Source organism: Bisbaumannia pacifica, from assembly GCF_007989625.1.
Classification (GTDB): domain Bacteria; phylum Pseudomonadota; class Gammaproteobacteria; order Pseudomonadales; family Halomonadaceae; genus Bisbaumannia; species Bisbaumannia pacifica.
In genome coordinates, this window is record NZ_BJUK01000001.1 from 107,090 (window position 1) to 132,349 (window position 25,260).

General features: G+C 68.7%; 23 protein-coding genes. 10 read left to right on the plus strand and 13 right to left on the minus strand.

Going from position 1 to position 25,260, the window contains the following annotated elements; all coding sequences use genetic code 11:
- Positions 1 to 2: 2 nt before the first annotated feature.
- Genes recC through recD form a run of 3 tightly spaced genes read left to right on the plus strand, consistent with a single transcriptional unit; the run spans position 3 to position 9,717 of the window.
- A complete protein-coding gene (recC, locus tag HPA02_RS00490; RefSeq protein ID WP_146800775.1) occupies positions 3 to 3,638 on the plus strand; it encodes an exodeoxyribonuclease V subunit gamma in 3,636 nt (1,211 codons plus the stop codon).
- Entirely contained in the window at positions 3,635 to 7,426 is a 3,792-nt protein-coding gene (gene recB / locus HPA02_RS00495) for an exodeoxyribonuclease V subunit beta (RefSeq protein WP_146800777.1), read from the plus strand. Before recC ends, recB begins: the two co-directional genes overlap by 4 nt.
- Positions 7,423 to 9,717 (plus strand): exodeoxyribonuclease V subunit alpha, encoded by a 2,295-nt coding sequence (gene recD / locus HPA02_RS00500; protein WP_146800779.1) that lies wholly within the window; start codon positions 7,423 to 7,425, stop codon positions 9,715 to 9,717. Before recB ends, recD begins: the two co-directional genes overlap by 4 nt.
- A gap of 27 nt (positions 9,718 to 9,744) precedes the next feature.
- On the opposite strand, the gene HPA02_RS00505 is transcribed toward recD, so the two are convergent.
- From HPA02_RS00505 to HPA02_RS00515, 4 genes are all read right to left on the minus strand, one after another.
- Positions 9,745 to 10,317 carry a hypothetical protein gene (locus HPA02_RS00505; RefSeq protein ID WP_146800781.1) on the minus strand — a complete coding sequence of 191 codons (573 nt, stop codon included), beginning with the start codon at positions 10,315 to 10,317 and terminating at the stop codon, positions 9,745 to 9,747.
- Positions 10,318 to 10,641: 324 nt separating this feature from the next.
- On the minus strand, positions 10,642 to 10,974 hold the full coding sequence (locus HPA02_RS00510) for a DUF427 domain-containing protein (protein ID WP_186809892.1): 333 nt from the start codon (positions 10,972 to 10,974) through the stop codon (positions 10,642 to 10,644).
- Between the two features lie 50 nt (positions 10,975 to 11,024).
- A complete protein-coding gene (locus HPA02_RS18165) occupies positions 11,025 to 11,165 on the minus strand; it encodes a hypothetical protein (protein ID WP_186809893.1) in 141 nt (46 codons plus the stop codon).
- A 28-nt stretch (positions 11,166 to 11,193) separates the two neighbouring features.
- A complete protein-coding gene (locus HPA02_RS00515) occupies positions 11,194 to 11,769 on the minus strand; it encodes a dienelactone hydrolase family protein (protein ID WP_146800783.1) in 576 nt (191 codons plus the stop codon).
- Between the two features lie 374 nt (positions 11,770 to 12,143).
- Between HPA02_RS00515 and HPA02_RS00520 the strand changes: the two genes are divergently transcribed.
- On the plus strand, positions 12,144 to 12,356 hold the full coding sequence (locus tag HPA02_RS00520) for a hypothetical protein (protein ID WP_146800785.1): 213 nt from the start codon (positions 12,144 to 12,146) through the stop codon (positions 12,354 to 12,356).
- 62 nt (positions 12,357 to 12,418) lie between these two features.
- Here HPA02_RS00520 and HPA02_RS00525 read toward each other — a convergent pair whose 3' ends face one another.
- A complete protein-coding gene (locus HPA02_RS00525; RefSeq protein WP_146800787.1) occupies positions 12,419 to 13,702 on the minus strand; it encodes an MFS transporter in 1,284 nt (427 codons plus the stop codon).
- A gap of 321 nt (positions 13,703 to 14,023) precedes the next feature.
- Here HPA02_RS00525 and HPA02_RS00530 point away from each other — a divergent pair, with 321 nt between their 5' ends.
- The 3 genes from HPA02_RS00530 to HPA02_RS18170 all read left to right on the plus strand — a co-directional run bounded on the left by HPA02_RS00530 (position 14,024) and on the right by HPA02_RS18170 (position 16,235).
- A complete protein-coding gene (locus HPA02_RS00530) occupies positions 14,024 to 14,590 on the plus strand; it encodes a TetR/AcrR family transcriptional regulator (protein ID WP_146800789.1) in 567 nt (188 codons plus the stop codon).
- Positions 14,587 to 15,786, plus strand: coding sequence for an MFS transporter (locus HPA02_RS00535; RefSeq protein ID WP_146800791.1), 1,200 nt, complete (start codon positions 14,587 to 14,589; stop codon positions 15,784 to 15,786). Before HPA02_RS00530 ends, HPA02_RS00535 begins: the two co-directional genes overlap by 4 nt.
- A 278-nt stretch (positions 15,787 to 16,064) precedes the next feature.
- Entirely contained in the window at positions 16,065 to 16,235 is a 171-nt protein-coding gene (locus HPA02_RS18170) for a hypothetical protein (RefSeq protein WP_186809894.1), read from the plus strand.
- Positions 16,236 to 16,257: 22 nt separating this feature from the next.
- Here HPA02_RS18170 and HPA02_RS00540 read toward each other — a convergent pair whose 3' ends face one another.
- The 5 genes from HPA02_RS00540 to HPA02_RS00560 all read right to left on the minus strand — a co-directional run bounded on the left by HPA02_RS00540 (position 16,258) and on the right by HPA02_RS00560 (position 20,505).
- Complete coding sequence (locus tag HPA02_RS00540) at positions 16,258 to 16,890, minus strand: SDR family oxidoreductase (RefSeq protein ID WP_146800793.1); 633 nt, start codon at positions 16,888 to 16,890, stop codon at positions 16,258 to 16,260.
- Positions 16,887 to 17,453, minus strand: coding sequence for a nucleoside deaminase (locus HPA02_RS00545; protein ID WP_146800795.1), 567 nt, complete (start codon positions 17,451 to 17,453; stop codon positions 16,887 to 16,889). The genes HPA02_RS00540 and HPA02_RS00545 overlap by 4 nt, the downstream gene beginning before the upstream one ends.
- A gap of 111 nt (positions 17,454 to 17,564) precedes the next feature.
- A complete protein-coding gene (gltS, locus tag HPA02_RS00550) occupies positions 17,565 to 18,770 on the minus strand; it encodes a sodium/glutamate symporter (RefSeq protein WP_146800797.1) in 1,206 nt (401 codons plus the stop codon).
- Between the two features lie 77 nt (positions 18,771 to 18,847).
- Positions 18,848 to 19,798 carry a formimidoylglutamase gene (gene hutG, locus HPA02_RS00555; protein WP_244945827.1) on the minus strand — a complete coding sequence of 317 codons (951 nt, stop codon included), beginning with the start codon at positions 19,796 to 19,798 and terminating at the stop codon, positions 18,848 to 18,850.
- Entirely contained in the window at positions 19,795 to 20,505 is a 711-nt protein-coding gene (locus HPA02_RS00560) for an IclR family transcriptional regulator (protein ID WP_146800799.1), read from the minus strand. The genes hutG and HPA02_RS00560 overlap by 4 nt, the downstream gene beginning before the upstream one ends.
- 204 nt (positions 20,506 to 20,709) lie before the next feature.
- On the opposite strand from HPA02_RS00560, the gene HPA02_RS00565 reads away from it, so the two are divergent.
- A complete protein-coding gene (locus tag HPA02_RS00565) occupies positions 20,710 to 21,231 on the plus strand; it encodes a YgjV family protein (RefSeq protein ID WP_146800801.1) in 522 nt (173 codons plus the stop codon).
- 40 nt (positions 21,232 to 21,271) lie between these two features.
- Here HPA02_RS00565 and nfsA read toward each other — a convergent pair whose 3' ends face one another.
- The 3 genes from nfsA to HPA02_RS00580 all read right to left on the minus strand — a co-directional run bounded on the left by nfsA (position 21,272) and on the right by HPA02_RS00580 (position 23,358).
- Positions 21,272 to 22,003 (minus strand): oxygen-insensitive NADPH nitroreductase, encoded by a 732-nt coding sequence (nfsA, locus tag HPA02_RS00570; RefSeq protein ID WP_146800803.1) that lies wholly within the window; start codon positions 22,001 to 22,003, stop codon positions 21,272 to 21,274.
- 495 nt (positions 22,004 to 22,498) lie between these two features.
- Positions 22,499 to 22,981 (minus strand): hypothetical protein, encoded by a 483-nt coding sequence (locus tag HPA02_RS18175; protein WP_186809895.1) that lies wholly within the window; start codon positions 22,979 to 22,981, stop codon positions 22,499 to 22,501.
- A gap of 38 nt (positions 22,982 to 23,019) precedes the next feature.
- On the minus strand, positions 23,020 to 23,358 hold the full coding sequence (locus HPA02_RS00580) for a hypothetical protein (RefSeq protein WP_146800805.1): 339 nt from the start codon (positions 23,356 to 23,358) through the stop codon (positions 23,020 to 23,022).
- 223 nt (positions 23,359 to 23,581) lie between these two features.
- Here HPA02_RS00580 and HPA02_RS00585 point away from each other — a divergent pair, with 223 nt between their 5' ends.
- Positions 23,582 to 24,385 carry an EAL domain-containing protein gene (locus HPA02_RS00585; RefSeq protein WP_146800807.1) on the plus strand — a complete coding sequence of 268 codons (804 nt, stop codon included), beginning with the start codon at positions 23,582 to 23,584 and terminating at the stop codon, positions 24,383 to 24,385.
- Complete coding sequence (locus HPA02_RS00590; RefSeq protein WP_146800809.1) at positions 24,376 to 25,257, plus strand: GGDEF domain-containing protein; 882 nt, start codon at positions 24,376 to 24,378, stop codon at positions 25,255 to 25,257. Before HPA02_RS00585 ends, HPA02_RS00590 begins: the two co-directional genes overlap by 10 nt.
- Positions 25,258 to 25,260: the final 3 nt, after the last annotated feature.

Here is a 25,260-nt window from a genome sequence, read left to right on the forward strand (position 1 = left end):
CCATGTCCCCGGCCGTCGCCACGACCGCCCTCTCCCCCGGCTTTATGGTGATCCACGGCAACCGCCTGGAGGCCCTGCGCCACCTGGCGGTGGAGTGGATGACCCGCCACCCCCTCGGCCCGCTGGAGAACGAGACCATCCTGGTGCAGAGCAACGGCATCGGTCAGTGGCTCAAGCTGGCGCTCGCCGAGGACGCCCCCCAGGGCGGCGCCGGCATCGCCGCCGCACTCGACGTGACCCTGCCGGCGCGCTTCCTGTGGCAGGCCTATCGCAGCGTGCTGAACCATGTCAGCGGCGACCCGGAGGCGGTGCCCGCCACCTCGCCCCTGGACAAGTCGCGGCTGGTGTGGCGGCTGCTGCGCCTGCTGCCGGGGCTGCTGGGCCGGCCCAGCTTCGCGCCCCTGGCGCGTTTCCTGGCCGACGATGCCGACCTGCGCAAGCACCACCAACTGGCCGAGCGCCTGGCCGACCTCTTCGACCAGTACCAGGTCTACCGGGCCGACTGGCTGGACGCCTGGGCAGCGGGCGAGGACGTGCGCATCTCGGCCCGCGGCGAGGCGCGCCCCCTGGAGGAGGCCCAGCGCTGGCAGCCGGAGCTGTGGCGGGCGCTATGCGCCGACGTGGCGGCCGCCCATGGCAGCGCCGGCATCGACTCCAGCCGCGCCCGGGTGCACCGGCGCTTTCTCGCCGCCGCCGAATCACTGACTCCCAGCCATCGCCCCCCCGGACTGCCGCGCCGGGTAGTGGTCTTCGGTATCTCCTCCTTGCCCCAGCAGACCCTGGAGGCCCTGGCCGCCATCGCCCGGGTCAGCCAGGTGCTGCTCTGCGTGCACAACCCCTGCGAGCACTACTGGGCCGATATCATCGAACACAAGGAGCTGCTGCGGGCGGCGCGAAGGCGCCAAGCGCGCAAGCCGGGCATGCCGGAGCGCCTCGACGTGCTCGGCGATGGCGACGGCGAGGCCGCCCTGCACCTGCACGCCCAGCCGCTGCTGGCGGCCTGGGGCAAACAGGGCCGCGACTACCTGCGCCTGCTCGACGAACACGACGACGCCGGCAGCTATCAAGGGCTCTTCGAGGGCGAGGCGCTGCGCATCGACCTCTTCGAGCCCTGCGTGCCCGACGACACCCCGGGCCTGCTGCTGCACCAGCTGCAGGACGATATCCGCGCCCTGCGCCCGCTGGCCGAGAGCCGCGACACCTGGCCGGCGCTGGACCCGGCCGAGGACGACTCGATCGTCTTCCACGTCGCCCACGGTCCCCAACGGGAGGTGGAGATCCTCCACGACCAGCTACTGGCCGCCTTCGCCGCCGACCCCGGGCTCAGGCCCCGGGACATCATCGTGATGGTGCCGGAGATCGACCACTACGCCCCGCATATCCAGGCGGTTTTCGGCCAGTACCCGCCGGACGACCCGCGACATATCCCCTTCACCCTCTCCGACCAGGCCGACCGCCACCGCCTGCCGCTGATGGTGGCCCTGGAGAAGCTGCTGCGCCTGCCGGAGCTGCGCTTCTCGGTGAGCGACCTGCTCGACCTGCTGGAGGTACCGGCGCTGCGGGCCCGCTTCGGCCTCGACGAGGCGGACCTGCCGACCCTCGCCCGCTGGATCGAGGGCGCCGGCATCCGCTGGGGACTCGACGCCCGCCAGCGCGGCAGCCTCGACCTGCCCGAGGGGCTGACCCAGAACACCTGGGCCTTCGGCCTGCGCCGGCTGCTGCTCGGCTATGCGGTGGGCAACGGCGGTGGCGCCTGGCAGGGCATCGAGCCCTACGACGATATCGGCGGCCTGGAGGCGGGCCTCGCCGGCCCCTTGGCGCAGTTGCTGGAGACCCTGGAGGCCCAGTGGCAGCGGCTGCGCCAGGCCCAGGACGCGGACGCCTGGGTGGCGGCGCTGCGCGAGCTGCTGGAGGCCTGCTTCTCGGCCTCCGAGGCCGCCGACAGCCTGATGCTGGCGCGCCTGGAGCAGGGCCTGCAGACCTTCCAGGAGAGCGCCCGGGAGGCGGGGCTGACCCGGGAGCTTCCGCTCTCGGTGGTGCGCGAGCACTGGCTGGGACAGATCGACGAGCACAGCCTCTCCCAGCGCTTCCTGGCCGGGGCGGTCAACTTCGCCACCCTGATGCCGATGCGCGCCATCCCCTTCCAGCGGGTGTGTCTGCTGGGCATGAACGACGGCGACTACCCGCGCAGCCAGCCGCCGCTGGATATCGACCTGATGCACGGCGACTACCGCCCCGGCGACCGCTCGCGCCGCGAGGACGACCGCTACCTCTTCCTGGAGGCGTTGCTCTCGGCGCGGCGCCAGCTCTATATCAGTTGGGTGGGGCGCAGCATCGTCGATAACGCCGAGAAGCCCCCCTCGGTGCTGGTGGGCCAGCTACGCGACCACCTGGCCGCGGGTTGGCAGACCGAGCACGGCGACGACCCGCTCCCCGCCCTGACCACCGAGCATCCGCTGCAGCCCTTCAGCCGCGACTACTTCCCCACCCCGGCGCAGCAGGCGGCCCGGGACACCTCGGCGCGGCGTCGCTTTACCTATGCCCATGAATGGCGGGATATGCATAACGAGGCGATTCCCACGGCGGACACCCAGGCCCTGGGCGACTTCGCGCAGGACAATCCGCTCACCCTGGCCCAGCTCGGCAGTTTCCTGCGCGATCCGGCCAAGGCCTTCTTCAATACCCGCCTGCGGGTCTTCCTGGAGCGGGAGGAACTGACCCGCCTCGACCAGGAGCCCTTCGCCCTCGACGGCCTGACCCACTGGCAGCTGCAGGACGCCCTGATCCAGGCCCAGCGCCGCGCCGTGGATGCCGGCCAGCCGCGCATCGCGGCATTGGACGAGGCCCTGCAGCGCCTGGAGGGCCAGGGGGTGCTGGCCATGGGCGCCTTCGCCGAACGCATGCGCGAGAGCCTCACCGAGCCCATGGAGGCGCTGTTCGCCGAGTACGCCGAGCTGATCGACGCCTGGCCCTACCCGGTGGAGGAGCCCGAGCCGATGCGCCTGGCGCTGCCCACCCGCACCACCCCGCCCCTGGAGGACTGGCTCGATCAGCTGCGCCTGAACGACGCAGGCGAGCGCTGTCGCCTGCTGCTGACCAGCAGCAGCCTGATCAAGCAGAAGAAGTACCGCTGGGCCCAGCTGGTGCGCCCCTGGGTGGCCCACCTGGCCGGCAACCTGGAGGCGCCCCTGACCACCCGGCTGCTCTCCAAGGCCGGCAGCGTGACCCTGCCCCCCGTGGAGGCCACGGTTGCCCGGCAACGCCTCGCCGAGCTGATCGACGCCTGGCAGGCGGGTATGCGCGAGCCCCTGCCGCTGGCCTGCGATACCGCCTTCGCCTGGCTGGCCAAGGTCGACCGGCACGACGGCTCGGCCGCCAACAACGGCCCCGACAGCGATGCCTGGCAGCAGGCGAAGAAGGCCTACGAGGGCGACGCCTTCAGCGGCGGCGAAGTGGACCGCAACGCCTACCTCGCCCACCGCTGGCCCGACTTCACCGCCCTGATGGCCGCCGCCCCGGCCGATAAGGAAGAGCGGCCCGACGTCGCCAGGCTGGATTTCCCCACACTGGCCGAACGGCTGCTGGCCCCGCTCTATCTCGCCATCAAAGGGGATAAAAAGGAAGGAGACGGGAAATGAGTGATGTCACCCAGCTCGACCCCTTGACGTTTCCCTTGAACGGCAGCCGCCTGATCGAGGCCAGCGCCGGCACCGGCAAGACCTTTACCATCGCCCTGCTCTATGTGCGCCTGGTGCTGGGCGCCCGTCACGCCGAGGACGCGGCCGCCTTCCCCCGCGCCCTGACCCCGCCGGAGATCCTGGTGGTGACCTTTACCAACGCCGCCACCCAGGAGCTGCGCGAGCGGATTCGCGCCCGCCTGGTCGAGGCCGCCGAGGTCTTTCTGCAGGCGCGCTCTCTACAGGCGCCCGAGGCCACGCCCGAGCTCGACCCGCTGCTGCTGACCCTGCGCGACCAGTACGACCCGGCGGCCTGGCCGGCCTGCGCCCGGCGCCTGCAGCTGGCCGCCGAGTGGATGGACGAGGCCGCCGTCTCCACCATCCATAGCTGGTGCTACCGCATGCTGCGCGAGCACGCCTTCGACAGCGGCAGCCTCTTCTCCCTGGAGCTGACCACCGACCAGGGCGAGCTCGAGCAGGAGGTGGTGCGCGACTACTGGCGCAGCTTCTACTACCCGCTGGACGCCGAGGCCCTGGCCGAGATCACCCGCTACTGGGAGGCCCCCACCGAGGGTCGCTCCTCCCTCTACGCCGCCGTGCGCCCGTTGCTGCCCGAATGTGATGCCCTCGACCACCAGGCCCCGCCCCCCGCCGAGACCCTGGCCGCGGCCCGGACGGAGCGCGAGGCGCGCCTCGCCGAGCTCAAGGCGCCCTGGCGCGCCTGGCTGGACGAGTTGGGCCCGGCCCTGGAGGAGGCCGCCAAGCGCAAGGCCTTCAAGGGCCAGAGCTTCAATGCCAAGAGCCGCGCCAGCTGGCTGGGGGCCCTGCGCGACTGGTGCGAGGGCGAGGCGAGTCGCCCGGCGCTGACCGCCGCCGCCTGGAAGCGCCTGACCCCGGAAGGCATGGCGGAGATCTGGAAGGAGGGCACGCCCCCGCTGCCGGCGGCCTGGGAGGCCCTGGCCGAGCTGCCCGCGGCCCTGGACGCCCTGCCCGAGCCCCATGCCGATCTCTTGATTCACGCCGTGCGGTGGTGCCGGGCGCGGCTCGCCCGCGAGCAGGAGCGCCGCGCCGAGATGGGCCCCAACGACCTGCTGACGCATCTCGACCGGGCGCTGGCCAGCCCCAGTGCCGAGGCCCTGGCCGAGCGCATTCGCCAGCAGTTCCCGGTGGCCCTGGTGGACGAATTCCAGGACACCGACCCGGTGCAGTACCGCATCTTCGACCGGGTCTACCGCCTGGCCGAGAATGCGCCGGAGACCGGCGTCTTCCTGATCGGCGACCCCAAGCAGGCGATCTACGCCTTCCGTGGCGCCGATATCTACACCTACCTCCAGGCCCGCCGCGACACCGCCGGCCGCCACGTCACCCTGGGCACCAACTACCGCTCCGGCGCCGCCATGGTGGCCGCAGTCAACCGCTGCTTCGAATTCGCCGAGGCCCACCCCGCCGGCGCCTTCCTATTCAAGGCAAGCGATGGCAACAACCCCGTTCCTTTCACCGCGGTCAAGGCCAAGGGCCGCAAGGACTCACTCACCGTCGATGGCCGACCCCAGCCGGCCATGACCCTCTGGCAGCTGGACAGCGACGAGCCCCTCGGCAAGGGCGCCTATCTGGGCGAGATGGCCGAGCGTTGCGCGTCACAGATGGTCGCCCTGCTGGAGCGGGGCCGGCGCGGCGCGGCGGGCTTCGCTGATGGCGAGAGCGTCACGCCGCTGGCCCCCTCGGACATGGCGGTACTGGTCAACGGCATCAATGAGGCCCGGGAGATCCGCCGCGCCCTGGCCCGCCGCGGGGTCAAGAGCGTCTACCTTTCCGACAAGGACAAGGTCTTCGCCTCGCCCATGGCCGGGGAGCTCGAGGCCTGGCTGCGCGCCTGCGCCGACCCGGACGACGAGCGCCTGCTGCGCGCCGCCCTGGCCACCCCCGGCCTGGGCCTGGACCTCGCCGCCCTCGACCGCTTGCAGCAGGACGAGCTGGCCTGGGAATCCCGAGTGCTGCAGTTCCGCGACTACCGCCGCCTGTGGCAGCGCCAGGGGGTGCTGCCGCTGCTGCGCCGGCTGATGAACGACTTCGAGGTGCCCGGCCGGCTGCTGGCCGGTGGGCCGTCCAGCGAGGGTGAGCGCTGGCTTACCGACTTACTGCATCTCGGCGAGCTGCTGCAGCATGCCAGCCAGGAGCTCGACGGCGAGCATGCGCTGATTCGCTTTTTGGCCGAGGCCATCGCCGAGCCGGACGACCAGGGCGAGGCCCATAAGCTGCGCCTGGAGAGCGACGCCGACCTGGTGCAGGTAATCACCATCCACAAGTCCAAGGGCCTGGAGTACCCGCTGGTGTTCCTGCCCTTTATCGGCAACCACCGCGCCACCAAGGCCGACGACTCGCCGCTGCGCTGGCACGATGCCGAGGGCCGGCTGCGCCTGAGCCTTTCCGCCGACGAGACGACACTCGCCATCGCCGACCGGGAGCGCCTGGGCGAAGACCTGCGCAAGCTCTATGTGGCCCTGACCCGGGCCCGCCACGCCACCTGGCTGGGGGTCGCCCCTCTCAAGGGGCTGGAGGCCAGCGCGCTGGGCCAGCTACTAAGCAATGGCGAGGTGCTGACCCCGGAGAACCTCGGCGCGGCCCTGGCCGCCCTCAAGGGCGAGGAGGAGGCCATCGTCATCGAGCCGGCGCCGCCGGCCACCGCCGAGTGCGTTACCCCGGCCCAGGGCGAAGGCGAACTGGGCGAAGCACGGGTGCCCACGCGACCGGCCCGGGAACACTGGTGGATCGCCAGCTACTCGGCGCTGCGCACCGGCGGCGCCATCCTCGAGCCCGGCCCCGCCGCGACGCAGAGCGGCGCCCCAGTAACCACTGACTTACCGCCCAAGGCAGATAAAACGGCGCCTCTGCCCGAGCCCACCACCCCATTGGAGGCCACCGCCTTCGAGGTAATGGACGAGCCCCGCGACAGCGCCGCGACGCAGCCCCCCCAGGCCCATCGCCTGCACCGCTTCCCCCGCGGCCCCGGCCCCGGCACCTTCCTGCATGGCCTGCTGGAGTGGGCCGGCGAGCAGGGCTTCGGCCACGCCGTCCGGGACGCCGCCCTGCGCGAGGACATGCTAGCCCGGCGCACCCAGTTGCGTGGCTGGGGCGCCTGGCTGGCACCGCTCAACGGCTGGCTGGGGGAACTGCTGACCACGCCGCTGCCGCTGCCCGAGGCACCGCCGTTGCGCCTCGAGGAACTGGTCAGCTACCAGGTGGAGATGGAGTTCTGGTTCGCCGCCCACCGGGTCGCCACCCCGGCGCTGGACCGCCAGGTCAGCGCTTACACCCTGGCCGGGGCCCCGCGCCCGGCGCTGGACGCCGACACCTTGAACGGCATGCTCAAGGGCTTTATCGACCTGGTGTTCGAGCGCGACGGACGCTATTACGTGCTCGACTGGAAGTCCAACCACCTGGGGCCGGACGACGACGCCTACACCCAGGCGGCCATGCGCGAGGCCATGGCCGACAAGCGCTACGACCTGCAGGCCGCCCTCTACCTGCTGGCCCTGCACCGGCTGCTCAAGTCGCGCCTGCCGGACTACGACTACGACCGCCATATCGGCGGCTCGCTGACCGTCTTCCTGCGCGGCATCGGCCCCGCCACCGCCACCCAGGGCCACGGCCTCTACGCCGAGCGCCCGCCCCGCGCCCTGATCGACGGCCTGGACGCCCTGTTTCGCGGCGAGTCGGCGCCCACTCACGCCACGGGGGCCTCCGCATGAAGGACCTGTTCGACGACCTGCCCGAGGCCCGGCACCCGGCCCTGGACGAGACGCCGGCGCTGATGGAACTGCTGGCACGCTGGGTGGAGCGTGGCTGGCTACGCGCCCTGGACCGGGCCCTGGCACGCTTCCTGCACCGCGAGGTGCCCGAGGCCCCGGCGCCGCTGCTGCTGGCCGCGGCCCTCGCCAGCCACCAACTGGGCCGCGGCCACGTCTGCCTCGACCTGGCCGCCACCCTGGAGGCCCCGGACCTGGCCCTGTCGCTGCCGCCGGAAGGCGACGACCTCAGCGACCCGCCGCCGCTGCCCAGCGAGGTCCTCGACGGCCTGACCCTCGACGACTGGCAGCGAGCCCTCGCCAACCCCGGCCTGGTCGCCAACGACGCCCCGGGCAGCACACCCCTGGTCCACGCCCCCGGCCCCCGCGGCCCGCGCCTCTACCTGCGGCGTTACTGGCAATACGAACAACAGATCCGCCAACAGATCGCCGCCCGACTGACCACCAACGACACCACCACCCACAGTAGGAGCCTGCTTCAGCAGCGGTCCGACGTCTCGGCGATTGGCGCCGCCAGGCGCCCCGAAGCGGCCACCGGCCCCGACCAAGACCACAACACAACAACCCTCGCCACCGCCCTGGATGCCCTCTTCCCCACCAGCGGCGACCTCGACTGGCAGAAGGCCGCCTGTGCCCTGGCCGCCCGCTCCCCCTTCGCGGTGATCACCGGCGGCCCCGGCACCGGCAAGACCACCACCGTGGTCAAGCTGCTCGCCCTGCTCCAGGCCATGGCCCTGGGCCGCCCCGAGCCGGACGGCGCCCGAGCGCTGCGCATCCGTCTCGCCGCCCCCACCGGCAAGGCCGCCGCGCGCCTCAACGAATCCATCGCCGGCCAGGTCAAGAAGCTGTCGCTGGCCGAGCTGGCCGGCGCCGTGGGCCAACAGGGTGTGGATATCTCGAGCCTGCGCGAGGCCATCCCCACCGAGGTCACCACCCTGCACCGCCTGCTGGGTTCCCGCCCCGACACCCGCCACTTCCGCCACCACGCCGGCAACCCCTTGGCCCTGGACCTGCTGGTGATCGATGAAGCCTCCATGGTGGATATCGAGATGATGGCCGCGGTGCTGACCGCCCTGCCCGCCCGGGCACGGCTGGTACTGCTCGGGGACAAGGATCAGCTCGCCTCCGTGGAAGCCGGCGCCGTGCTGGGCGACCTCTGCCAGCGCGCCGAGGGCGGCCACTACACCCCGGAGACCGCCGACTGGCTGGAGGCCGCCACCGGCACGCCGCTACCCGAACGATATCGAGACGCCCAGGGCCAGCCCCTGGACCAGGCCATCGCCATGCTGCGGGTCAGCCACCGCTTCGACGCCCAAAGCGGCATCGGCCGGCTCGCCGAGGCGGTCAACCGCCCGCTGCCCGACAAGCGCCAGGCCAAGGAGAAGCGCCGCGCCGTGCGCGAGGTATTCGGTGAAGGAAAAGCTGGCTATCGGGACCTGGCCCGGCTGCATCTCGGCGCCCCCGAGGACGCGGGCCTCGACAGGCTGGTGGTGGAAGGCAATCCCGCCGGCTTCCCTCAGCGTGGACAGGGTCGCCACGACCGGCGCGGCGAGCCCGTCGCCCCGCCGCTGGGCTATCGCCACTACCTGGCGGTGCTACGCGACCGGCGCCCAACCGACACCGCTTTCGGCGACGACGAAGCGCGCCAGCCCTTCGACGCCTGGGCCCGCGCCGTGCTCGAGGCCCACGGCCAGTTCCAGCTACTCTGCGCCCTGCGCAAGGGCCCTTGGGGCATCGAGGGCCTGAACCCGCGCATCGGCCGCGCCCTGCGCCGCGCCGGCTGGCTCCATGCCAGCGATATGGAACTCGACCGGGGCTGGTTCGAAGGCCGCCCGGTGCTGGTCACCCGCAACGACTACGGCCTGGGGCTGATGAACGGCGATATCGGCATCACCCTGGCGCTGCCCGACGCCCGGGCGCCGGGAAAAAAGCTGCTGCGGGTCGCCTTCCCGTCCAGCGACGGCAGCGGCAGGATCAAGTGGGTGCTGCCCAGCCGCCTCCAGGCGGTGGAAACCGTCTTCGCCATGACGGTACACAAGTCCCAGGGCTCGGAATTTACCCACACCGCCCTGCTACTCCCCGATGCCCCCAACCCCATCCTCACCCGGGAGCTGGTCTACACCGGCATCACCCGCGCCAAACACTGGCTGACGCTGGTGGAAACCGGCCGTGGCATGCTGGACGAGGCGGTGACCAGGGAAGTGATGCGGGTGAGTGGGCTGGGTAAGCTATAACCCCCCCCTCACAAAAAGGAGCAAGCCTTACTGGAAGAGCCGCCGCAATTCGTCGGCGGCTTCCAAGGGAGGAACGGGAAGTAGAATGCGCCATTCGCCGTTATACCTAGCAAAACTTTCCTCTAGCGATGTCGTCTCACCATTTGGCGTAAGGTAGTCGTACTCTACTCTGGCACGACCATCGCCCAACAAGGCTACTGACTTAATCGAAATATTCTCTAGGCGAGTTGACTCGATGATGGCGGGAAAGTAATTCGTCATGGCTCGATCAAGATTCGCCGAAACCTGGGCGCCACTCATCTCACCAGCACTGCCTTCCGGCACTCCTTCAAAAAAATCTTTCAAAATCGGGTGGCTTTCCCCCCTTGCATCGTTTCTTGCATCGACCAGCACAGGAAGCACATATTCTTCATAATCGTTCAAATGCCGAGGGTGCAAAAACCTTGTGGCAGCATAGAACTCTGAGCTCGAGTAAGCGTCAAGATACTCAAAAAAAACCTCCATCACTTCGTCCTTTTCATCAACATTTTCCGCACTGAACGACGACATACTGAAGAAAAAAAACATCTGAAAGACAACAATCCTTGTAAACATCACCATAAAAACTCACACCAAATCAATTAATAAAACTCTCAAACCAGATCAACATATCTCGATCATCGCGATGTATTTTTCTGGCGACCGCTTGCAGATAAAAGGTGGCTCACATTGACACCAACAACATGAGTCCGTATCAAGGTGGCGCCCACCAACCTCCTTCACGAGATGCGCACCCAGCGTCGAATCTCCTGAATCTAACGCACAAAGGTGTGAATGCAATGGACCTCATTTAACCCTCTAATAGACATTAGATCGCGTGCCAAATACCCTCAAAAAAAACTGCTTACTGCCTTTGCCAGCATGGCCGTTTTGGTTCAATCGTCGTCATTCGCTTACGCCCTTATAAAACGCCAGCCGTCCGGCAAGCTCTTCCATCCCCTCTAATGGCTGTTGATAACTCCATGCCACGTCCTGGTGCTCGCCATACGAGAAGTACACGGCATCGCCCTTGAAGGGGCAGTGGGTCACCGTCTCGGAAGGGGTCAGCAGCTCCATCTGTATATCGTCGTGGGGCAGGTACTGGCGCGGCGGGTAGCCGCGTTCGCGGAGTTCGACGGCGCGGGTGGTATCGGCGATCAGGGTGCCGTCGATAGTAACGCGCACCCGGCGGGAGTGCGGGTGCAGGGTGATACGGGGTTCGGTGGAATCCATCGCCATATGGGCATCCCTTGCGTAGTGGCGGTGTCGTTATCGGTGTCCGTCCCAGACTAGCACCGAAGGATGCTGAGTCCCAGGCAGGGAAACGACGGGGTGGCGGCGAAGACCATGGCGACATAGGTCACCAACGAGACCGGCCCGTGCAGGTGGGGCCTGACGCCGCCCATGCCGTGTCGAATATGCTCGTTCATATCGTCCTCTCTCCAACGAACGGGTGCCTTACCGGGAAGCAAGGAAGCCCCGCACCCGCTGTATCAGGATGGCGGAGGCCTCGGCATCGTACGCAGGCAGTGAGCTGTCGGCGAAGAGGTGCTGATCGCCGGGGTAGAGGAACAGCGCCGCCTCCTCGGTGGCTTCAACGAGTGCCCGGGCGGCGTCGATGTCGCCCTCACCCACGAAGATCGGATCGGCCTCCATGGCATGCACCTGCACCGGCACTCCCTGCGGCCAGCTTGCCCCGAACTCCGAAACCGGCACGCAGGAATGGAAGAGAAGCGCCCCGCGCGCTCCGGCCCGGGTTTGAGCCAGCTTCTGTGCCGGCAGCACGCCCAGGGAGAAGCCGGCATAGACCACCTCGTGCGGTAGCCCCTCCACCGCCCGCTCCCCACGCTCGATCACCTCGCCGAATCCGAGTTCCTCGATGAATCTCATACCGCTCTCGAGGTCATCGAAGGTGCAACCCTCGAAGAGATCGGGCGTGTGAACGAGGTGCCCAGAGCCGCGCAGCCAGTCGGCAAACTCGACGACGCCGGGGGTCAGCCCTTGGGCGTGGTGAAACAACAGGATCTCTGCCATCTTCGGATCTCCTTTCCGCAGCCACCAGGATAGCTGGCGCCTTAATGATCTTGCCCAACCGCCGTGGACACCCCGTGAAGGTAGTACACCAGGGCGAGGCAAGAACGATCCTGGCCGACGAGAGGATCGCGCGAATGTAATTAAATGTTACTGATTGTTTCCACCCTGTCCTACACTGGAGAAACCGGGTCGCGCAACCGAGGGTCGGGGCGAGACGAGGCATCACGGCTCCCCTGGCGGTGTTCTTCTCCTGGCCCAGCGCCTGCCAAGGCAAGCACTGAAAGGATCGTCGCCCCGGTAGTGACCAAGTCATAGGCAACCGAAAGCGCCCTGAGCCGACGCCCGACTCGAGCGACTGGAGGAGGGAAGCCATCATGAACATCGCCATCTGCACCCCGCTCGCCGCCAACTGGCAGCAGGTCCATGCCGACTGCTGGCAGGACGATCGAGGCAACCGCATCCATCGTGTCGAGATCGACGACGAGGCGCTCTACCACTGCCACTTCGCCGGCTCGCCGCTGCCGTGGAACGCCGTGGCCACCAGCCTGGACGAGGCCATCGCCGTCTTTAGCGGGCCCCCCGAATGACCACCGGCAAGGCACCGGTAGGGACGCGAGGGAAGCCTGGCCCCGGGTGGCCGGCTACCCGCTCATGACGTGGCGGTAGGCGCCTCGTCTTCCTCCTCGAGGGGGTCCTCCAGCGGCTCGCCCTCCTCGTTCTGGAGCTGGTGGTCATAGGCCGCCTGGAGACCGCTCTCCTCCTCGGCCTCTTCCTCATCCGCCTGGGCGATGGCCCCCGGATAGAAGGGCGAGAGCACGGCCACCAGGATGCCCAGCGCGGCGAACATGGCGAAGGCATCGGCATAGCCGAAGCCCTGCACCAACCCACCGACCAAGGGCGATCCGGTCGCCTGTCCCAACGATACCGCCATAAAGGGCAGCACCGGCCCCACCGACAGCCGGCCGGGCAGGAGGCGAATGCCGGTCATCAGGTAGAGCCCCGTCAGGCTCATGTACGCCAGCCCGAAGACCAGCGCGGAGAAGGCCGTCAGCAGCGGTTGGGCGGGGCTCGCCGCGAGCAGGGCCAGGCTGGCGGAAAGCATCATCAACATCAGCGCCTGGGTAATGGGCGGGTTGTTGCGATCGGCCAGGTCGGCGACCACGGCACCGCCCAGGCCGGCGACGCCCACCGCGAGCCAGAGCCAGGCGGTGGCGCTGGCGGGCAGGCCGCCGAGGCTGACCACCAGGTCGGGGGCGAAGATCCAGTAGGCGGAGGAGACGAGCCCCATCAGGTAGGCGAATAGCGAGAGTCGGATCAGGCGTGACCAGGGTAGCTCGCCGATCGGCGGCGGCGGCGCGGCGTTCGCCGGCACGATCCGCGAGACCGACGGCAGGAAGAGCCAGGCGGCGATCACCCCGAGGGCGGCCAGGACGGCGAAGGAGACATAGGCGAGGCGCCAGGCGCCAACCATAAAGAGCACCGTGGGCACCGCCACCATCACGCCGATGCTGGTCCCGGCGTTCATCACCGAGCTGACCCGCCCATGCAGCGAGCGCTTGACGATCGCCTGCATGGCCGCCGTCAGCGCGGGCATCATCAGGCCGGTGCAGATCCCGCAGGCGAACACCCCCGCCCCCAGCATCAACGGACCGCTGGCCTGGCTGATCAGCGCCAGCCCGGCGACGCCGAAGGCACCGGAAAGCACCGCCGCGTAGCGGGCCCCCAGGATATCGGTGATCAGCGGCGCCACCAGCGTGGCCAGCAGGAAGCTGATCAAGGGTAGCGCCCCGATGATGCCGATCACCGAGGAGGTGAGGCCCAGCTCATCGCGGATCGGCGGCACGAAGAGCCCGAAGGCGAAGCGGGCCAGCCCGTAACTGATCGCGATCAGCACGGCCCCGAAAATCGCGAATCCTGTGCTCGACAACCTCATCCTGCTCCCCCTCGATCCCGCTACGACGTTGATGGTCGGTCTCGCTGCCGGGCCCCCGGTCTGATGGACCGCCCCGCCACCTGGCGGTGATCGCGCAAGGCCCGGGCCCGTCCACTCCAAGATACCATCGATTAGCGCGATACCCCGTCGACGCCCCCACCCCGCCCTCAACGCCCGGGGGCAAAGTGTCGGCTTATTGCCGAGAACGACGCCGATCCTTACCCGAAACGACCGCCGCGAAACATCGATTGACGGCTTCGGGGCCGCCGTCATTTTATGGCGCGAAGTTAGATAGATCGGTCTATATAGGAGCGACCGCCGATGCCTGCCTCGAAACGCGACCAGCTGCTCGCCACCGCCGAACGGCTCTTCTATGAACAGGGTTTCCACGCCACCGGCATCGACCGCATCGTGGCGGCGGCCGGGGTGGTGCGCATGACGCTCTACAACCACTTCGCCTCCAAGGAGGCGCTGGTGGCGGCGGTGCTGACGGCCCGGCATCGGCGCTTTATCGCCAGCCTGGAGGCGGCCATGGCCGCGGCGGTGCCGGGCCAGGAGACCCTGGCGCTGATCGAGGCCCATGGCGACTGGCTGCGAAGCCATAGCCAACACGGCTGCATCATGGCCAAGGCGATGGGCGAGTTCGCCGAGCACAGCGCCGAACTCCATGCCCTGGCCGCGGCCGCCAAGGCCGATCTACTGGCTCGCCTGGAGGCCGCGGTGGCCCGCGACGGGCTGAACCACTCACCCGGCCTAGCGCGGCGCCTCTTCATGGTGCTGGAGGGCAGCAACACGGCGGTGGCCCTGCTGGATACCGCCACGGCCCTGGCCGATACCCGGGAACTGGCCGACACCCTGATCACCACGGCGCGGAGCGATGCCCGATGAGCCCCCTCTCTCCTCTCGGCATGGCGGCCCTCGGCAGCGGGGTCATCGCCATCACTTACGGCCTGGCGCGCTTCGTGTTCGGGCTCTTCCTGCCGGCGATGCGCGACGAGCTGACGATCACCGCCACCATGGCGGGAGTGATCGGCGCCCTGCCCTTCCTGAGTTTCGTCTTCGCGATCCTCGTCGCACCCTGGGTAACGCGGCGCCTCGGCGTGCGCCGCACCGGCGTCGCGGCCACCGGCCTGGCCGGCGTCGGCCTGATGATGATCGCCCAGGCACCGTCCTCGCTGCTGCTGGCCGCCGGCGTGCTGATCTGCGGGATCAGCACCGGGCTGTCGTCACCGGTCATGGCCCAGGCGGTTTACCGGGTGGTACCGGGCGAGCTGCGCGGGCGGGTCAATGCCACCATCAACGCGGGCACCAGCCTAGGCATCGCGCTGGCCATGCCAGCGGTGCTGCTGTGGGCCGAGGCCTGGCGCAGCGCCTATACCGGCTTCGCCGCCCTGGCGGCCATCGGCGCCCTGGCGGCCCTCTGCTACCTGCCTCGCGATGAACGGCATACATCACTCTCGCGTCCCCGCCTGCTGGCCGCGCCGGTCAGCCGGGCCCAGTGGCTGGGCATCGCCCGGCTGAGCGGCATGGCCGTCGGCGTGGGAATCGTCAGCGCGGCCTACTGGGTGTTCGCCCCCGATACGGTGATCCATGTCGGGGGACTGCTGCCGAGCCAGACCGCCTGGATGTGGCTGGCGGTGGGCCTGGGCGGGCTCTCCGGGGCCAGCGCCGGCGATCTGATCACCCGCTGCGGCCCGGCCACCAGCCATGCCATCGCCCTCGGCGTGATGTCCGCCGGCCTGGCGCTGCTGGTCGTCGACCCCGGCCACTTCGGCTACGCCCTGGCCTCCGCGGCGCTGTTCGGCGCCGGTTACATGACCCTCAGCGGCTTCTACCTGGTCAGGAGCACCCAGATCATGCCCGAGGCCCCGGCCTTCGCCCCGGTGCTGCCGCTGCTGGCCACCTCGGTGGGCCAGGTCGCCGGCTCGCCGCTGGCCGGCTGGCTGGTCGGCGCCGAAGGCCATGTCACCACCTTTATGCTCTTCGCCCTCCTGGGACTGGCCATCGCCGGCCTGGGGGTGTGGTTGCTGAGGGAGGTCGGCGACCGCCCCAGTGCGCCGATGGGCATGCAGCCACAAGCCTAAATGGTGCCACCGGCACGCTCGAGCCGCAGGGTCGTGCCTGCGGCGGCCCACGGCATGCCCGCCGATCCGGGAGATATGGGCATCCACTATTTGCGGCCCGACCTGCTCGGCCTCACGGTGACCACGCCGCGGGTCGATGGCACCGGCACCCATACCGACTTCATGAACCCGCCATCCTGCTCTACGAGCCCCAGGAAGACGGCTCCCTGGCGCTGGTCGGGGTCGAGAACCTGGTCTTCCAGGCGGCCTGGGAGGCCGCAGGCCATGCGGGACCGCCGATGCTGGCCGGACGCCCCTGGGACCATATGGTCGACGATCCGGCCACCCCCGAGGAGGAGGCCCACCACTTCGAGGCCCATGACGATCAACACCTGTGGTTTCGCGACAACCCCAGCGGCAACCTCGAGCCCTTCAACCCGAGGGTGACCTGCGTGCATCACCGGGGCTGAGCCCCGTGACCGGGGTCGGCACTCAGGCCAGCACCTCGGCGAGGGGGCGCCGGCCGTCGAGCAGCACGAACTCGCGGTCGACCAATCCCCGCGCCTTGACCAGATGCAGCAGGGCGTGGGCCACGTTGGCCCGGGAGATGGTGTTCACGCCACCGGTCTCCTCCAGGGAAGCGGCGACCCGCTGGGTGGCGGGCTCGTCGGTGAGGCGCCCCGGCTTGAGGATCACCTGGGACAGGCCGGAGGCGCGCAGGTAGGCGTCGGCGGCGAACTTGGCGGCCATATAGGGGCGCAGCGCCTCGGGGGCGGCCTGGGGGTCATCGGCGCGCATGGCGCTGACCATCAGGTAGCGCGATAGGCCCCGCTCGCGGGCCGCCTCGACGCTGCGGATGGCGCCATAGAGGTCGATCAGCAGGGTCTTGTCGGCACCGGTATGGGGACCGGAACCGGCGGTGAAGAGCAGCTGGTCGCAGCCGTCCAGGGCGTGGGCGAAGTCGCCTTCCAGGTCGGCGATCACGGTATCGATGCCGCGCTCCTCGAACCAGGGTCGCTGCTTTGGTGAGCGCAGCATGGCGCGAATCGGCTCGCCGACCTCCGCGGCCAGGGCGCAGAACTGGCGGCCGATCTGGCCGTTGGCGCCGATCACCAGGGTCGTCATAGGGCACTCCTGCCTTGCCAGTCCTCGAGGTCCAGTTGTGGCTGCTCGGCGCGGAAGCGGGCGTAGCCCTCGACGCCGCGGGCGTCCTCGAGGATATCGACGCGCAGGCCCTTGCTGCGCAGCAGGCCCTCGTTGCCCGAAGCATTGGTGACGTCGCCCACCACCACCCGGGCGAAGCCGCGCATATAGAGCAGGGTCGCGCAGATATCGCAGGGGCTCAGGGAAGTGAAGAGCGTGGTCTGGCCGAAGTCGAGGCGACCGGCATCGCGAATGGCGGCGGTCTCGCCATGGTTGTAGGGGTGGTCCTCCTGGACCAGGGTGTTGTGTCCCTTGCCGACGATGCGCCGGGTGGCGTTGTCGATGATCACCGCGCCGATCGGGCAGCCACCCTCGGCGCGACTCTTCTCGGCCAACAGCACGGCGATGCGCATCAGCTCGGCATCGCTCAGGCGCCGGGCGAAGTCGTCATCCATCAGTCTCGGCAGGCTGGCGGTGGGCATATGGGCGATGGCGGCCAGGGCGGCCTCGGTCACCGGCGTGCCGGCGTTGAGTAGCGGTTCCATCTCGTCTCCGTTCGATGCAGGGGTCGGGGCAAGTCCCCCCATCTTAGCGGTCTCGGCACCAAAAACGACAACGCCAGCCGGGCCCGGCTGGCGTTGTCGGTCAAGTGCCGATCAAGCGAAGGCGTTCAGGCACCAGGTAATGGCGGGGATGGCGACGATATCGATCAGCACGGCACCGCACAGGGGCACGATGATAAAGGCCTTGTGCGATACCACCCGGTAGTGCTCGCACACCGCGCCCATGTTGGCTACGGCATTGGGGGTGGCGCCCATGCCGTGGCCGATAAAGCCGGCGGTGAGCACCGCGGCGTCGTAGTTGCGGCCCAGCAGGCGGAACAGCACCACCACGGCCAGGAAGACGATGGCCAGGGTCTGCACCAGCAGGATCAGCAGCAGCGAGCCGCCCATCTCCTGCAGCTGCCAGATCTTGAGGTTCATCATCGCCATGGTCAGGAAGACGCCCAGGGCCACGTCGCCCAGGGTGGCGAGGGCGTTGTCCGGCATGCTGACCCAGTGGAAGCGATCGTTGAGGTTGCGCAGCAGGATGGCGACGAACATGGCACCCACATAGCTCGGCAGGATGATCCCCAGGTGGGTCGACAGGGCCGCCTTGAACCACACCCCCAGCACCATGATCGGCACCACCACGGCCAGTACCCGCAGCAGGATGCGACCGTCGATGGGCGCCTGGGTGGGACGCTCCTCGGCTTGCAGCTTCTCCAGGTCATGCACGTCCTCGGCGACGACCGGGATCCGGCGACGGTCGATGATCCAGCGGGCGATGGGCGCGCCGATCACCCCGCCGACGATCATGCCGAAGGTGGCGGAGGCGATGGCCGCGGTGGTGGCCCCCTGGGCGCCCAGGGCTTCCGCCTCGGGGCCGAAGGCCGCCGCCGCGCCGAAGCCGCCCTCCAGGGAGGTGGCCCCGGCCATCAGGCCGATCAGCGGGTCGAGGCCCAGCAGGCTGGCCATGCCGATGCCCACGCCGTTCTGCATCAGCGCCAGCAGCCAGCAGGCCACCAGGTAGATGCCCAGGGCCTTGCCGCCCTTCTTGAGCAGCGCCAGGCTGCCGCCCAGGCCTACGGTGGTGAAGAAGGCGATCATCAGCGGGCTCTGCATCGCCGTGTCGAGCTCGAAGGTGACCAGGCCCAGGTCGCGCAGCAGCCAGGCCAGCAGGGCGAAGCCGAAGCCGCCGATCACCGGGGTGGGGACGCAGAAGTGTTCCAGCCAGTTGAGCCGGCGCTTGAGCCCGGCGCCAAACGCGAGCAATAGCAGGGCCAGTGCCGTGGTAGACACGGCATCCAGGGTGAAGTGCATGTCGGTGCTCCGTGAATCGTTGTATGCCGCTCGGGGCGGTCGGGTAGGGGCGGCCGTCGCGGCCGGTTTATCGTTGGTTAACGTGCCAGGCGCTCGACCAGGCGAGCCGCCACGCGGGCCGTGCGCGCATCGATATCCAGGCGCGGATTGAGCTCGGCCACATCCACCACCGGCAGCGCAATGCGCGCGGCCAGGTGGTCGATGATCTCCTCGACCAGGGCCAGCTCGATGCCCCGGGCGGAAGGAGCGCTGACCCCCGGGGCAACCCAGGCCGGCAGGGCATCCAGGCAGACGGTGAGGTAGAGCCAGTCGACCCGCGCCAGCAACCGCTCCAGGGCGGCCTTCACCGCGGGGCTGTCCAGCGCACGGCACTGCTCGTCGAGGACCCACTCCACCCCGAGCGACTCGGCACGGGCGAACAGCGCCGGCGTATTGCCGCCGCGGCTCACTCCCAGGCAGGTGTAGTGGAAGTCGATGCCGGCCTCCTGGCACAGCTCGGCGCACTGCCGAAAGGGGGTACCGGAGCTGGCCCGCTCGGCCTGGCGCAGGTCGAGGTGGGCATCCAGGTTGAGGATGCCCAGGCGCGGCATCCTCGCCTGGCGCTGGGCGTGGGTCAGCAGCCCCGAGAAGCTGGCGAAGGCGATCTCGTGGCCGCCGCCCAGGCCGATGACCCGGTGCCCCTGCTCGAGCAGCCCGGTCACGCGTCCGACGAAGGCCTGCTGGGCGGCCTCCAGGTCGTCGCCCTGGCAGACCACGTCGCCGGCATCATAGAGCGGTGCCGTCAGGTGGTAGGCCTGATTGGCCAGCTGGCGACGCAGCGCCAGGGGCCCCTCGCTGGCCCCCGGCCGACCCTGGTTGCGGACCACGCCGGCATCGGAACGCAGCCCCAGCAGGGCACGCCCCGGCGCCTCGGCCCGGGAGGCGGGACGCATCACCTGGTGCCAACGCCGGGCGTCGCCGGCCTCCGCCGGGTCGACCCGACCCTGCCAGGGCGCCATCAGCGCCGCCTCATCGTCTGCCTGTCTCACTGCAAGAGTTCTCCCAATCGTTGTGCACTGAGGCGCGTCGCCGCGCCGAGGGCCTCGGCTCGGTGTCGGGCCCGGGCGCTGGGTGCCATCACGCTGATCACGGCCTTGAGCCGGCCACGGCCGCTGAGTACCGGGGCACTGGCCCCCCAGACCCCCTGGTCGATCTCGCCCAGGCTGATCGCCACCCCCTGTTGGCGAATGGCCTCGAGGCCACTCAGGGCCTCCTGCCGCTCCGCCTCCGAGCGCAGCATCAGCGCCATCTGGCGCTCCTCCTCGCTCATCCAGGCCAGCAGGGCCCGGGCGCTGGCGCCCTTGAGCAGCGGTTGCACCTGGCCCCGGTGGTAGCAGCAGCGCAGCGGCTGGGGGCTGTCGATCATCTCCACGCAGAGGGCGTGGTCGCGTACCGCCACCAGCAGCGCCGAGCTCTCCTGGGTGGTCTCGGTCAGCTCGGTCAGCACCGGGCGAGCCCAGCGCAGCAACTCGTTGCGTCGTTCGAAGCCCTGGTGCAGCCGCACCGCCTGGGGTCCCGGCGCATAGGTGCCGCCCTCGCGCTCGCTGACCAGGCCCCAGGCCAACAGCTGGCGCAGGTGGCGATACGCGGTCGAGACCGGCTGAGCGGTCAGCTCGGCCAGCGACTTCACCGTCATCGCCTCCCCTTGATTAGCCAGGCAGCACAGCAGCGCCAGCATGCGGTCGGATGGACCCATCGCAGTCACCTCAAATTTTGATAAACGATACGCAGGAAAATCGACAAACGAAAAAATCGTTATCAATTTTTGATAACACTAGACCATAGACTTTAGTCGTATAAAGACCGGCGGAACCGTCATCGCCCGCGCCAGGCTTGGCAGGGCCGGGGGAAACCGCCAGGCTAGGGCGGTCGATGGAAGCGTTGCGGGGAAGCGGCACGCATGGAAGAGCTGAGTCTGAGGTGGCTGGCGGGTCAGGGGGTCAGCCTGGTGGCCCTGGCGCTGTGCGTGATCGCCTTCGCCAGCAAGCGCGACGACAAGCTGTTCGTACTGCTGCTGTTCGCCAACGTGGCCTTCGCCACCCAGTTCGCCCTGCTCGAGAGCTGGGTGGCGGCGGGGATCTCGGCGCTGATCGTGGTACGCATCGCCCTGGTGCGCCGCTTTCCCCGTCACCGGGCCCTGATGGTGGGGATGCTGCTTGCCACCCTGGCGGTGGCGGTGCTGACCTGGAGCGGGCCCCGGGACCTGCCGGCCCTGGCGGCGGGCCTGCTGGGCACCTGGGGCATGTTCATGCTGCGCGGCATCGCCATGCGCGTGACCCTGGCGGTGGCGGCCTTCTGCTGGGTGCTCAGCAACCTGCTGGCGGGCTCCATCGGCGGCACCCTGGCCGAATCGCTGATCTTTATCACCAACGTCGTCACCATCCTGCGCCTGAGGCGCGACGGTCGGCCGGTCCTGCCCTGATGCCCGGCCCACCGCCAGCATGACGGCGGGCCGCGGCGACTTACTTCATCTCGAAGCCGCGTTCGATCAGGAAATCGCGCATATGGGCGCGCAGCTTGCTGTCGAACAGCGGGGTGAGGTTCTGCGACCAGTTGGCGTCCTTGTTGCCGCCCTTGCGCGCCTGGTAGTAGGCGCGCATGGTCGCGTCGAAGGCCTCCACCTGTTCGCGATCGTCGCAGTAGGTGTCTTCCTTGAGCACCGCCTCCACCGGCAGGCGCGGCTTGATGTCCGGGTCCTGGGCCGGGTAGCCCAGGCACATGCCGAACACCGGATAGACATGCTTGGGCAGGCGCAGCAGGTCGCTGACGGCGGCGGGGTTGTTGCGGATGCCACCGATATAGCAGATACCGAGCCCTTCGGATTCCGCGGCGATGGCCACGTTCTGGGCCATCAGCGCCACGTCGATGCTGGCCACCAGCAACTGTTCGGTCATGCCGCGCACGACATTGGCGCCGGTGCGCTCGGCGGCCTCGGTGGGGCGCTTCATGTCGGCGCAGAACACCAGGAAATCGGAGGCGCCGGCCACATAGCCCTGGCCACCGGCCAGCTCGGCGAGCGTCTCGCGGTTCCCGGGCTTGGTCACATGGATAACGCTATAGGCCTGCACATGGCTGGAGGTAGCGGCGCCCTGGCCGGCGCGAATCAGCTCCACCAGCAGCTCGTGGGGAATCTTCTGCTCGGTGAACTTGCGGATCGAGCGGTGGGACTTCAGCAGTTCGATGGTGGGATTCATGGGACCTCAGGATTGGCGCCAGTGATGGCGACGATTTTCATTACCCTGCTTATTATCCGCCATCGCGGCCGCCATTGCATCCCGGGAAGATGGCCGATGTCCCAGGCACCGATCACCCCAAATTTCACCCACACTTAGCCATCACAGGCACAACCGGGCGGCCTGCTGCAGCGATAGCTCCGGTTGATGCAGGAGTCGCCGCAGGCCTTGCCTTGACGGCAGACACGGCAACCCCCCTGGGCGAGCCACACGCCTCCCAGCCCCAGTTCGTCAGTCCTGGGGCAATATCGCCGCCCAGTTCCTGATCCTAGGCACCCTCTTCCTGGCCCTGGAGTGGCTAGCCATCGCCGGCTATGCCTATGTTGCTGCCTTCCTGCGCCACTGGTTCTCACGCCCGACCATGCGCCGGCTGTTCAACTGCCTCTGTGCGGGCCTATTGACTAGCGCCGGCCAGGCACTGCTGGTGCCCGGCGGGCGTGAGCTCCCGCCATGGGCTCACCGACATGCCTCGCGACGCTGCTCGAACTCCTCCATCAGCGATTGGAACTCAGAAGGCCAGCTACGTAGGGCGGTACTGGCCAGCTCCGTGGCTCGCGCCTGCTCCTCGGCGGTTCGTGCCATCAGCCCGTACTGCATGGTGCTGATCACATTCACGACCGATCCGCCAAGCTCGGGAGGCGCATAAGCCATCAGAGCCATGGCTCGGGAGATCACTTCGGTGCCATGCTCGCGAAACCTCGCCTCGGTATTGTCGGCATAGGTGGTTTGCCCCGCGAACCTACCGATGCTTCCCAACAGGCTCGCCCCCTTTTCGCGCAGCAGCAGCTCCCGAGCATCCAGCCGCTCGATACAGCTCTGCTCCAGGCTATGTCGGGACTGCAGATAACTGCCGTGCCAACCGAGAGCGGCCCCACAAAGGGTCACGACAAGGCCGATGATCGCGATCTTGCCCGTTCCTATCCCTGAATCGGCTGCCAAGGCTACCTCCTGTCTACCTGGTTACATCCTTGCGTTTACTACCGCTCGGCCAGTGCCTGGGCCAGCTCCGCCCGGTAGGCCTCGGCGTGGCGTGACGGGTCGGCCGGGAAGCGCCCCAGCGCCACGGCCAGGTCGAAGAAGCCCTGGGCCGGCAGGGCGCCGCGGCGACTGACCACCAGGGCGGCGATCAGCGGCCGGCCGGCGGCCACGTCCTCGCGCATCAGCGCCTCCAGGGCCAGGGCGACCCGCTGGATGATACGCGGCGGCGCCAGCCCCAGGGCCTCCGCCGCCTGCTGGTAGGTGAGCGGCAGTTGCGCGTCGGGCAGCGAGCACAGGAGCCGACGCAGGGCATCGGGATCGAGAGTCGAGGGGGGCATGGCATTCTCGTACGGCGGACATTCGCTGCCCAGGGTACCAGGCCGCCAGGCATTCGCCGATGGAGGCGACAGAGAGGGACTCGCGAGAGCGTTGACGGCTTGGACAAATAATACTTGTACAAATATGGTACAACGCTAACATTAGGCACAAGACAACAGGCATCCAGCCGTCGGGCCTCCGCTGCCCGGATGCGGCATCCAAGGGCGAACTCAGGAGGCACTCATGGGACACTGCGCACGATTCAATGGTCGATGTAAGCGCTGCGAAGGGGAGCTGCCCTTCGACTTCCGCATGGCGTTTCAGCCCATCGTCGACCTGCAGTGGCGGCGCATTCACGCCTACGAGGCCCTGGTACGCGGCCCCCGGGGCGAGCCGGCGGGCCAGGTGCTGGCGCAAGTCACCGACGACCTGCTCTACCGCTTCGATCAGGCCTGCCGGGTCAAGGCGATCGAACAGGCCAGTCGCCTGGGCATGCGCGAATCCCTGTCGATCAACTTCCTGCCCAATGCGGTCTACGAGCCGGAGGCCTGCATCCAGGCCACCCTGGCGGTCTCCGAGCGGGTCGGCTGGCCCAAGGAGCGGCTGATCTTCGAGATCGTCGAATCCGAGCGCATCCAGGATCGTCCCCATGTGCGCGGCATCATCGATGCCTATCGGCGCATGGGCTTCCGCGTCGCCCTGGACGACTTCGGTACCGGCCACGCCAACCTGGACCTGCTGACCGAGCTGCACCCAGACAAGCTCAAGCTCGACCGCCAACTGATCATGGGCTGCCACCGGGACCCACGCCGTCAGCCCCTGATTCGCGGCATGGTCTCCCTGGCTCGGGAGCTGAGCATGACCCTGATCGCCGAGGGCGTGGAAGAGGTCGAGGAGGCCTGCTGGCTGCTCGAGGCGGGCATCCCCCTGCAGCAGGGCTACTATTTCGCGCGCCCCGCCCTGGATGCCCTAGCGGAGGGCCTGGAGGCGCGACTCGAGGCGCGCTTCGCCCCGCCCCGCCTACGAGGAGTTTCGGCATGCCGCTGACCCTGCTGCCCCAGGACAACCTGCCGCGCATCATTCACGCCGCGCCCATCGGCATCTGTATCACCAATGCCGAGGGCCGCTTCGAGATGGTCAATCCCGCCTACTGCGATTTCTACGGCTACGCGGAGCAGGAGCTGCTGGGTCAGCACTTCACCCTGGTGGTGCCGGAGGCCGAGCGGGCGCGACTGACCGAGCAGCACCGAGCCTTTATCCACGGCGAAGCCGACCAAGAGTGTCGCGAAGAGCACGAGGTCCGCTGCAAGAACGGCGAGCGGCGTACCATCCTCGCCGAGGCCTCGCGCCTGGTGGATGCCCAGGGTGAGGTGAAGAAGGTCACCTATGTGGTGGATATCACCCGCCAGAATGCGCTGCAGCGGCGGCTCGCCTTCCTGGCCAGCCATGACGAGCTCACCGGGCTCCTCAATCGCCGTGCCGGCATGAGCCGTCTCGACGAGGAGATTCGCCGCGGCCAGCGCTACGGCACGCTGTTGTCGGTGGCCATTATCGACCTGGACCATTTCAAGCGCATCAACGACCGCCACGGGCATGCCGTGGGCGATGAGGTGCTATGCGAGACCGCCGCGCTGATGCGCCAGGAGCTGCGTGCCAGCGATGCGCTGGTGCGCCTGGGGGGCGAAGAGTTCCTGGTGATCCTGCCTGGCGTCGACCGCCCCCGGGCCCTGGAGGCCATCGAGCGCCTGCGGCGCCTGATCGAGCTGACGCCCATGGGACAGCCGGGCCTGGCCCTCACCCTCTCCGCCGGGGTGGCGAACTGGCAGGCCGGGGAGAGCAGCCACCTCCTGCTGGAGCGGGCCGACAAGGTCCTCTATCGCGCCAAGGCGCGAGGGCGTAATCTGGCCTTAATGACCTGAGAC

Coding starts and splice junctions, on each gene's coding strand:
- HPA02_RS00525 (WP_146800787.1), bottom strand. CDS start 13,702: ATGAGGTTGTCGAGCACAGGATTCGCGATTTTCGGGGCCGTGCTGATC.
- HPA02_RS00585 (WP_146800807.1), top strand. CDS start 23,582: ATGGGACACTGCGCACGATTCAATGGTCGATGTAAGCGCTGCGAAGGG.
- HPA02_RS00545 (WP_146800795.1), bottom strand. CDS start 17,453: ATGGAACCGCTACTCAACGCCGGCACGCCGGTGACCGAGGCCGCCCTG.
- HPA02_RS00520 (WP_146800785.1), top strand. CDS start 12,144: ATGAACATCGCCATCTGCACCCCGCTCGCCGCCAACTGGCAGCAGGTC.
- HPA02_RS18165 (WP_186809893.1), bottom strand. CDS start 11,165: ATGAACGAGCATATTCGACACGGCATGGGCGGCGTCAGGCCCCACCTG.
- gltS (WP_146800797.1), bottom strand. CDS start 18,770: ATGCACTTCACCCTGGATGCCGTGTCTACCACGGCACTGGCCCTGCTA.
- HPA02_RS00580 (WP_146800805.1), bottom strand. CDS start 23,358: ATGCCCCCCTCGACTCTCGATCCCGATGCCCTGCGTCGGCTCCTGTGC.
- HPA02_RS00515 (WP_146800783.1), bottom strand. CDS start 11,769: ATGGCAGAGATCCTGTTGTTTCACCACGCCCAAGGGCTGACCCCCGGC.
- recD (WP_146800779.1), top strand. CDS start 7,423: ATGAAGGACCTGTTCGACGACCTGCCCGAGGCCCGGCACCCGGCCCTG.
- recC (WP_146800775.1), top strand. CDS start 3: ATGTCCCCGGCCGTCGCCACGACCGCCCTCTCCCCCGGCTTTATGGTG.
- HPA02_RS00535 (WP_146800791.1), top strand. CDS start 14,587: ATGAGCCCCCTCTCTCCTCTCGGCATGGCGGCCCTCGGCAGCGGGGTC.
- HPA02_RS00565 (WP_146800801.1), top strand. CDS start 20,710: ATGGAAGAGCTGAGTCTGAGGTGGCTGGCGGGTCAGGGGGTCAGCCTG.
- HPA02_RS00540 (WP_146800793.1), bottom strand. CDS start 16,890: ATGACGACCCTGGTGATCGGCGCCAACGGCCAGATCGGCCGCCAGTTC.
- recB (WP_146800777.1), top strand. CDS start 3,635: ATGAGTGATGTCACCCAGCTCGACCCCTTGACGTTTCCCTTGAACGGC.
- HPA02_RS00560 (WP_146800799.1), bottom strand. CDS start 20,505: ATGGGTCCATCCGACCGCATGCTGGCGCTGCTGTGCTGCCTGGCTAAT.
- HPA02_RS00505 (WP_146800781.1), bottom strand. CDS start 10,317: ATGGTGATGTTTACAAGGATTGTTGTCTTTCAGATGTTTTTTTTCTTC.
- HPA02_RS18170 (WP_186809894.1), top strand. CDS start 16,065: ATGCTGGCCGGACGCCCCTGGGACCATATGGTCGACGATCCGGCCACC.
- HPA02_RS00530 (WP_146800789.1), top strand. CDS start 14,024: ATGCCTGCCTCGAAACGCGACCAGCTGCTCGCCACCGCCGAACGGCTC.
- nfsA (WP_146800803.1), bottom strand. CDS start 22,003: ATGAATCCCACCATCGAACTGCTGAAGTCCCACCGCTCGATCCGCAAG.
- HPA02_RS00510 (WP_186809892.1), bottom strand. CDS start 10,974: ATGGCGATGGATTCCACCGAACCCCGTATCACCCTGCACCCGCACTCC.
- HPA02_RS00590 (WP_146800809.1), top strand. CDS start 24,376: ATGCCGCTGACCCTGCTGCCCCAGGACAACCTGCCGCGCATCATTCAC.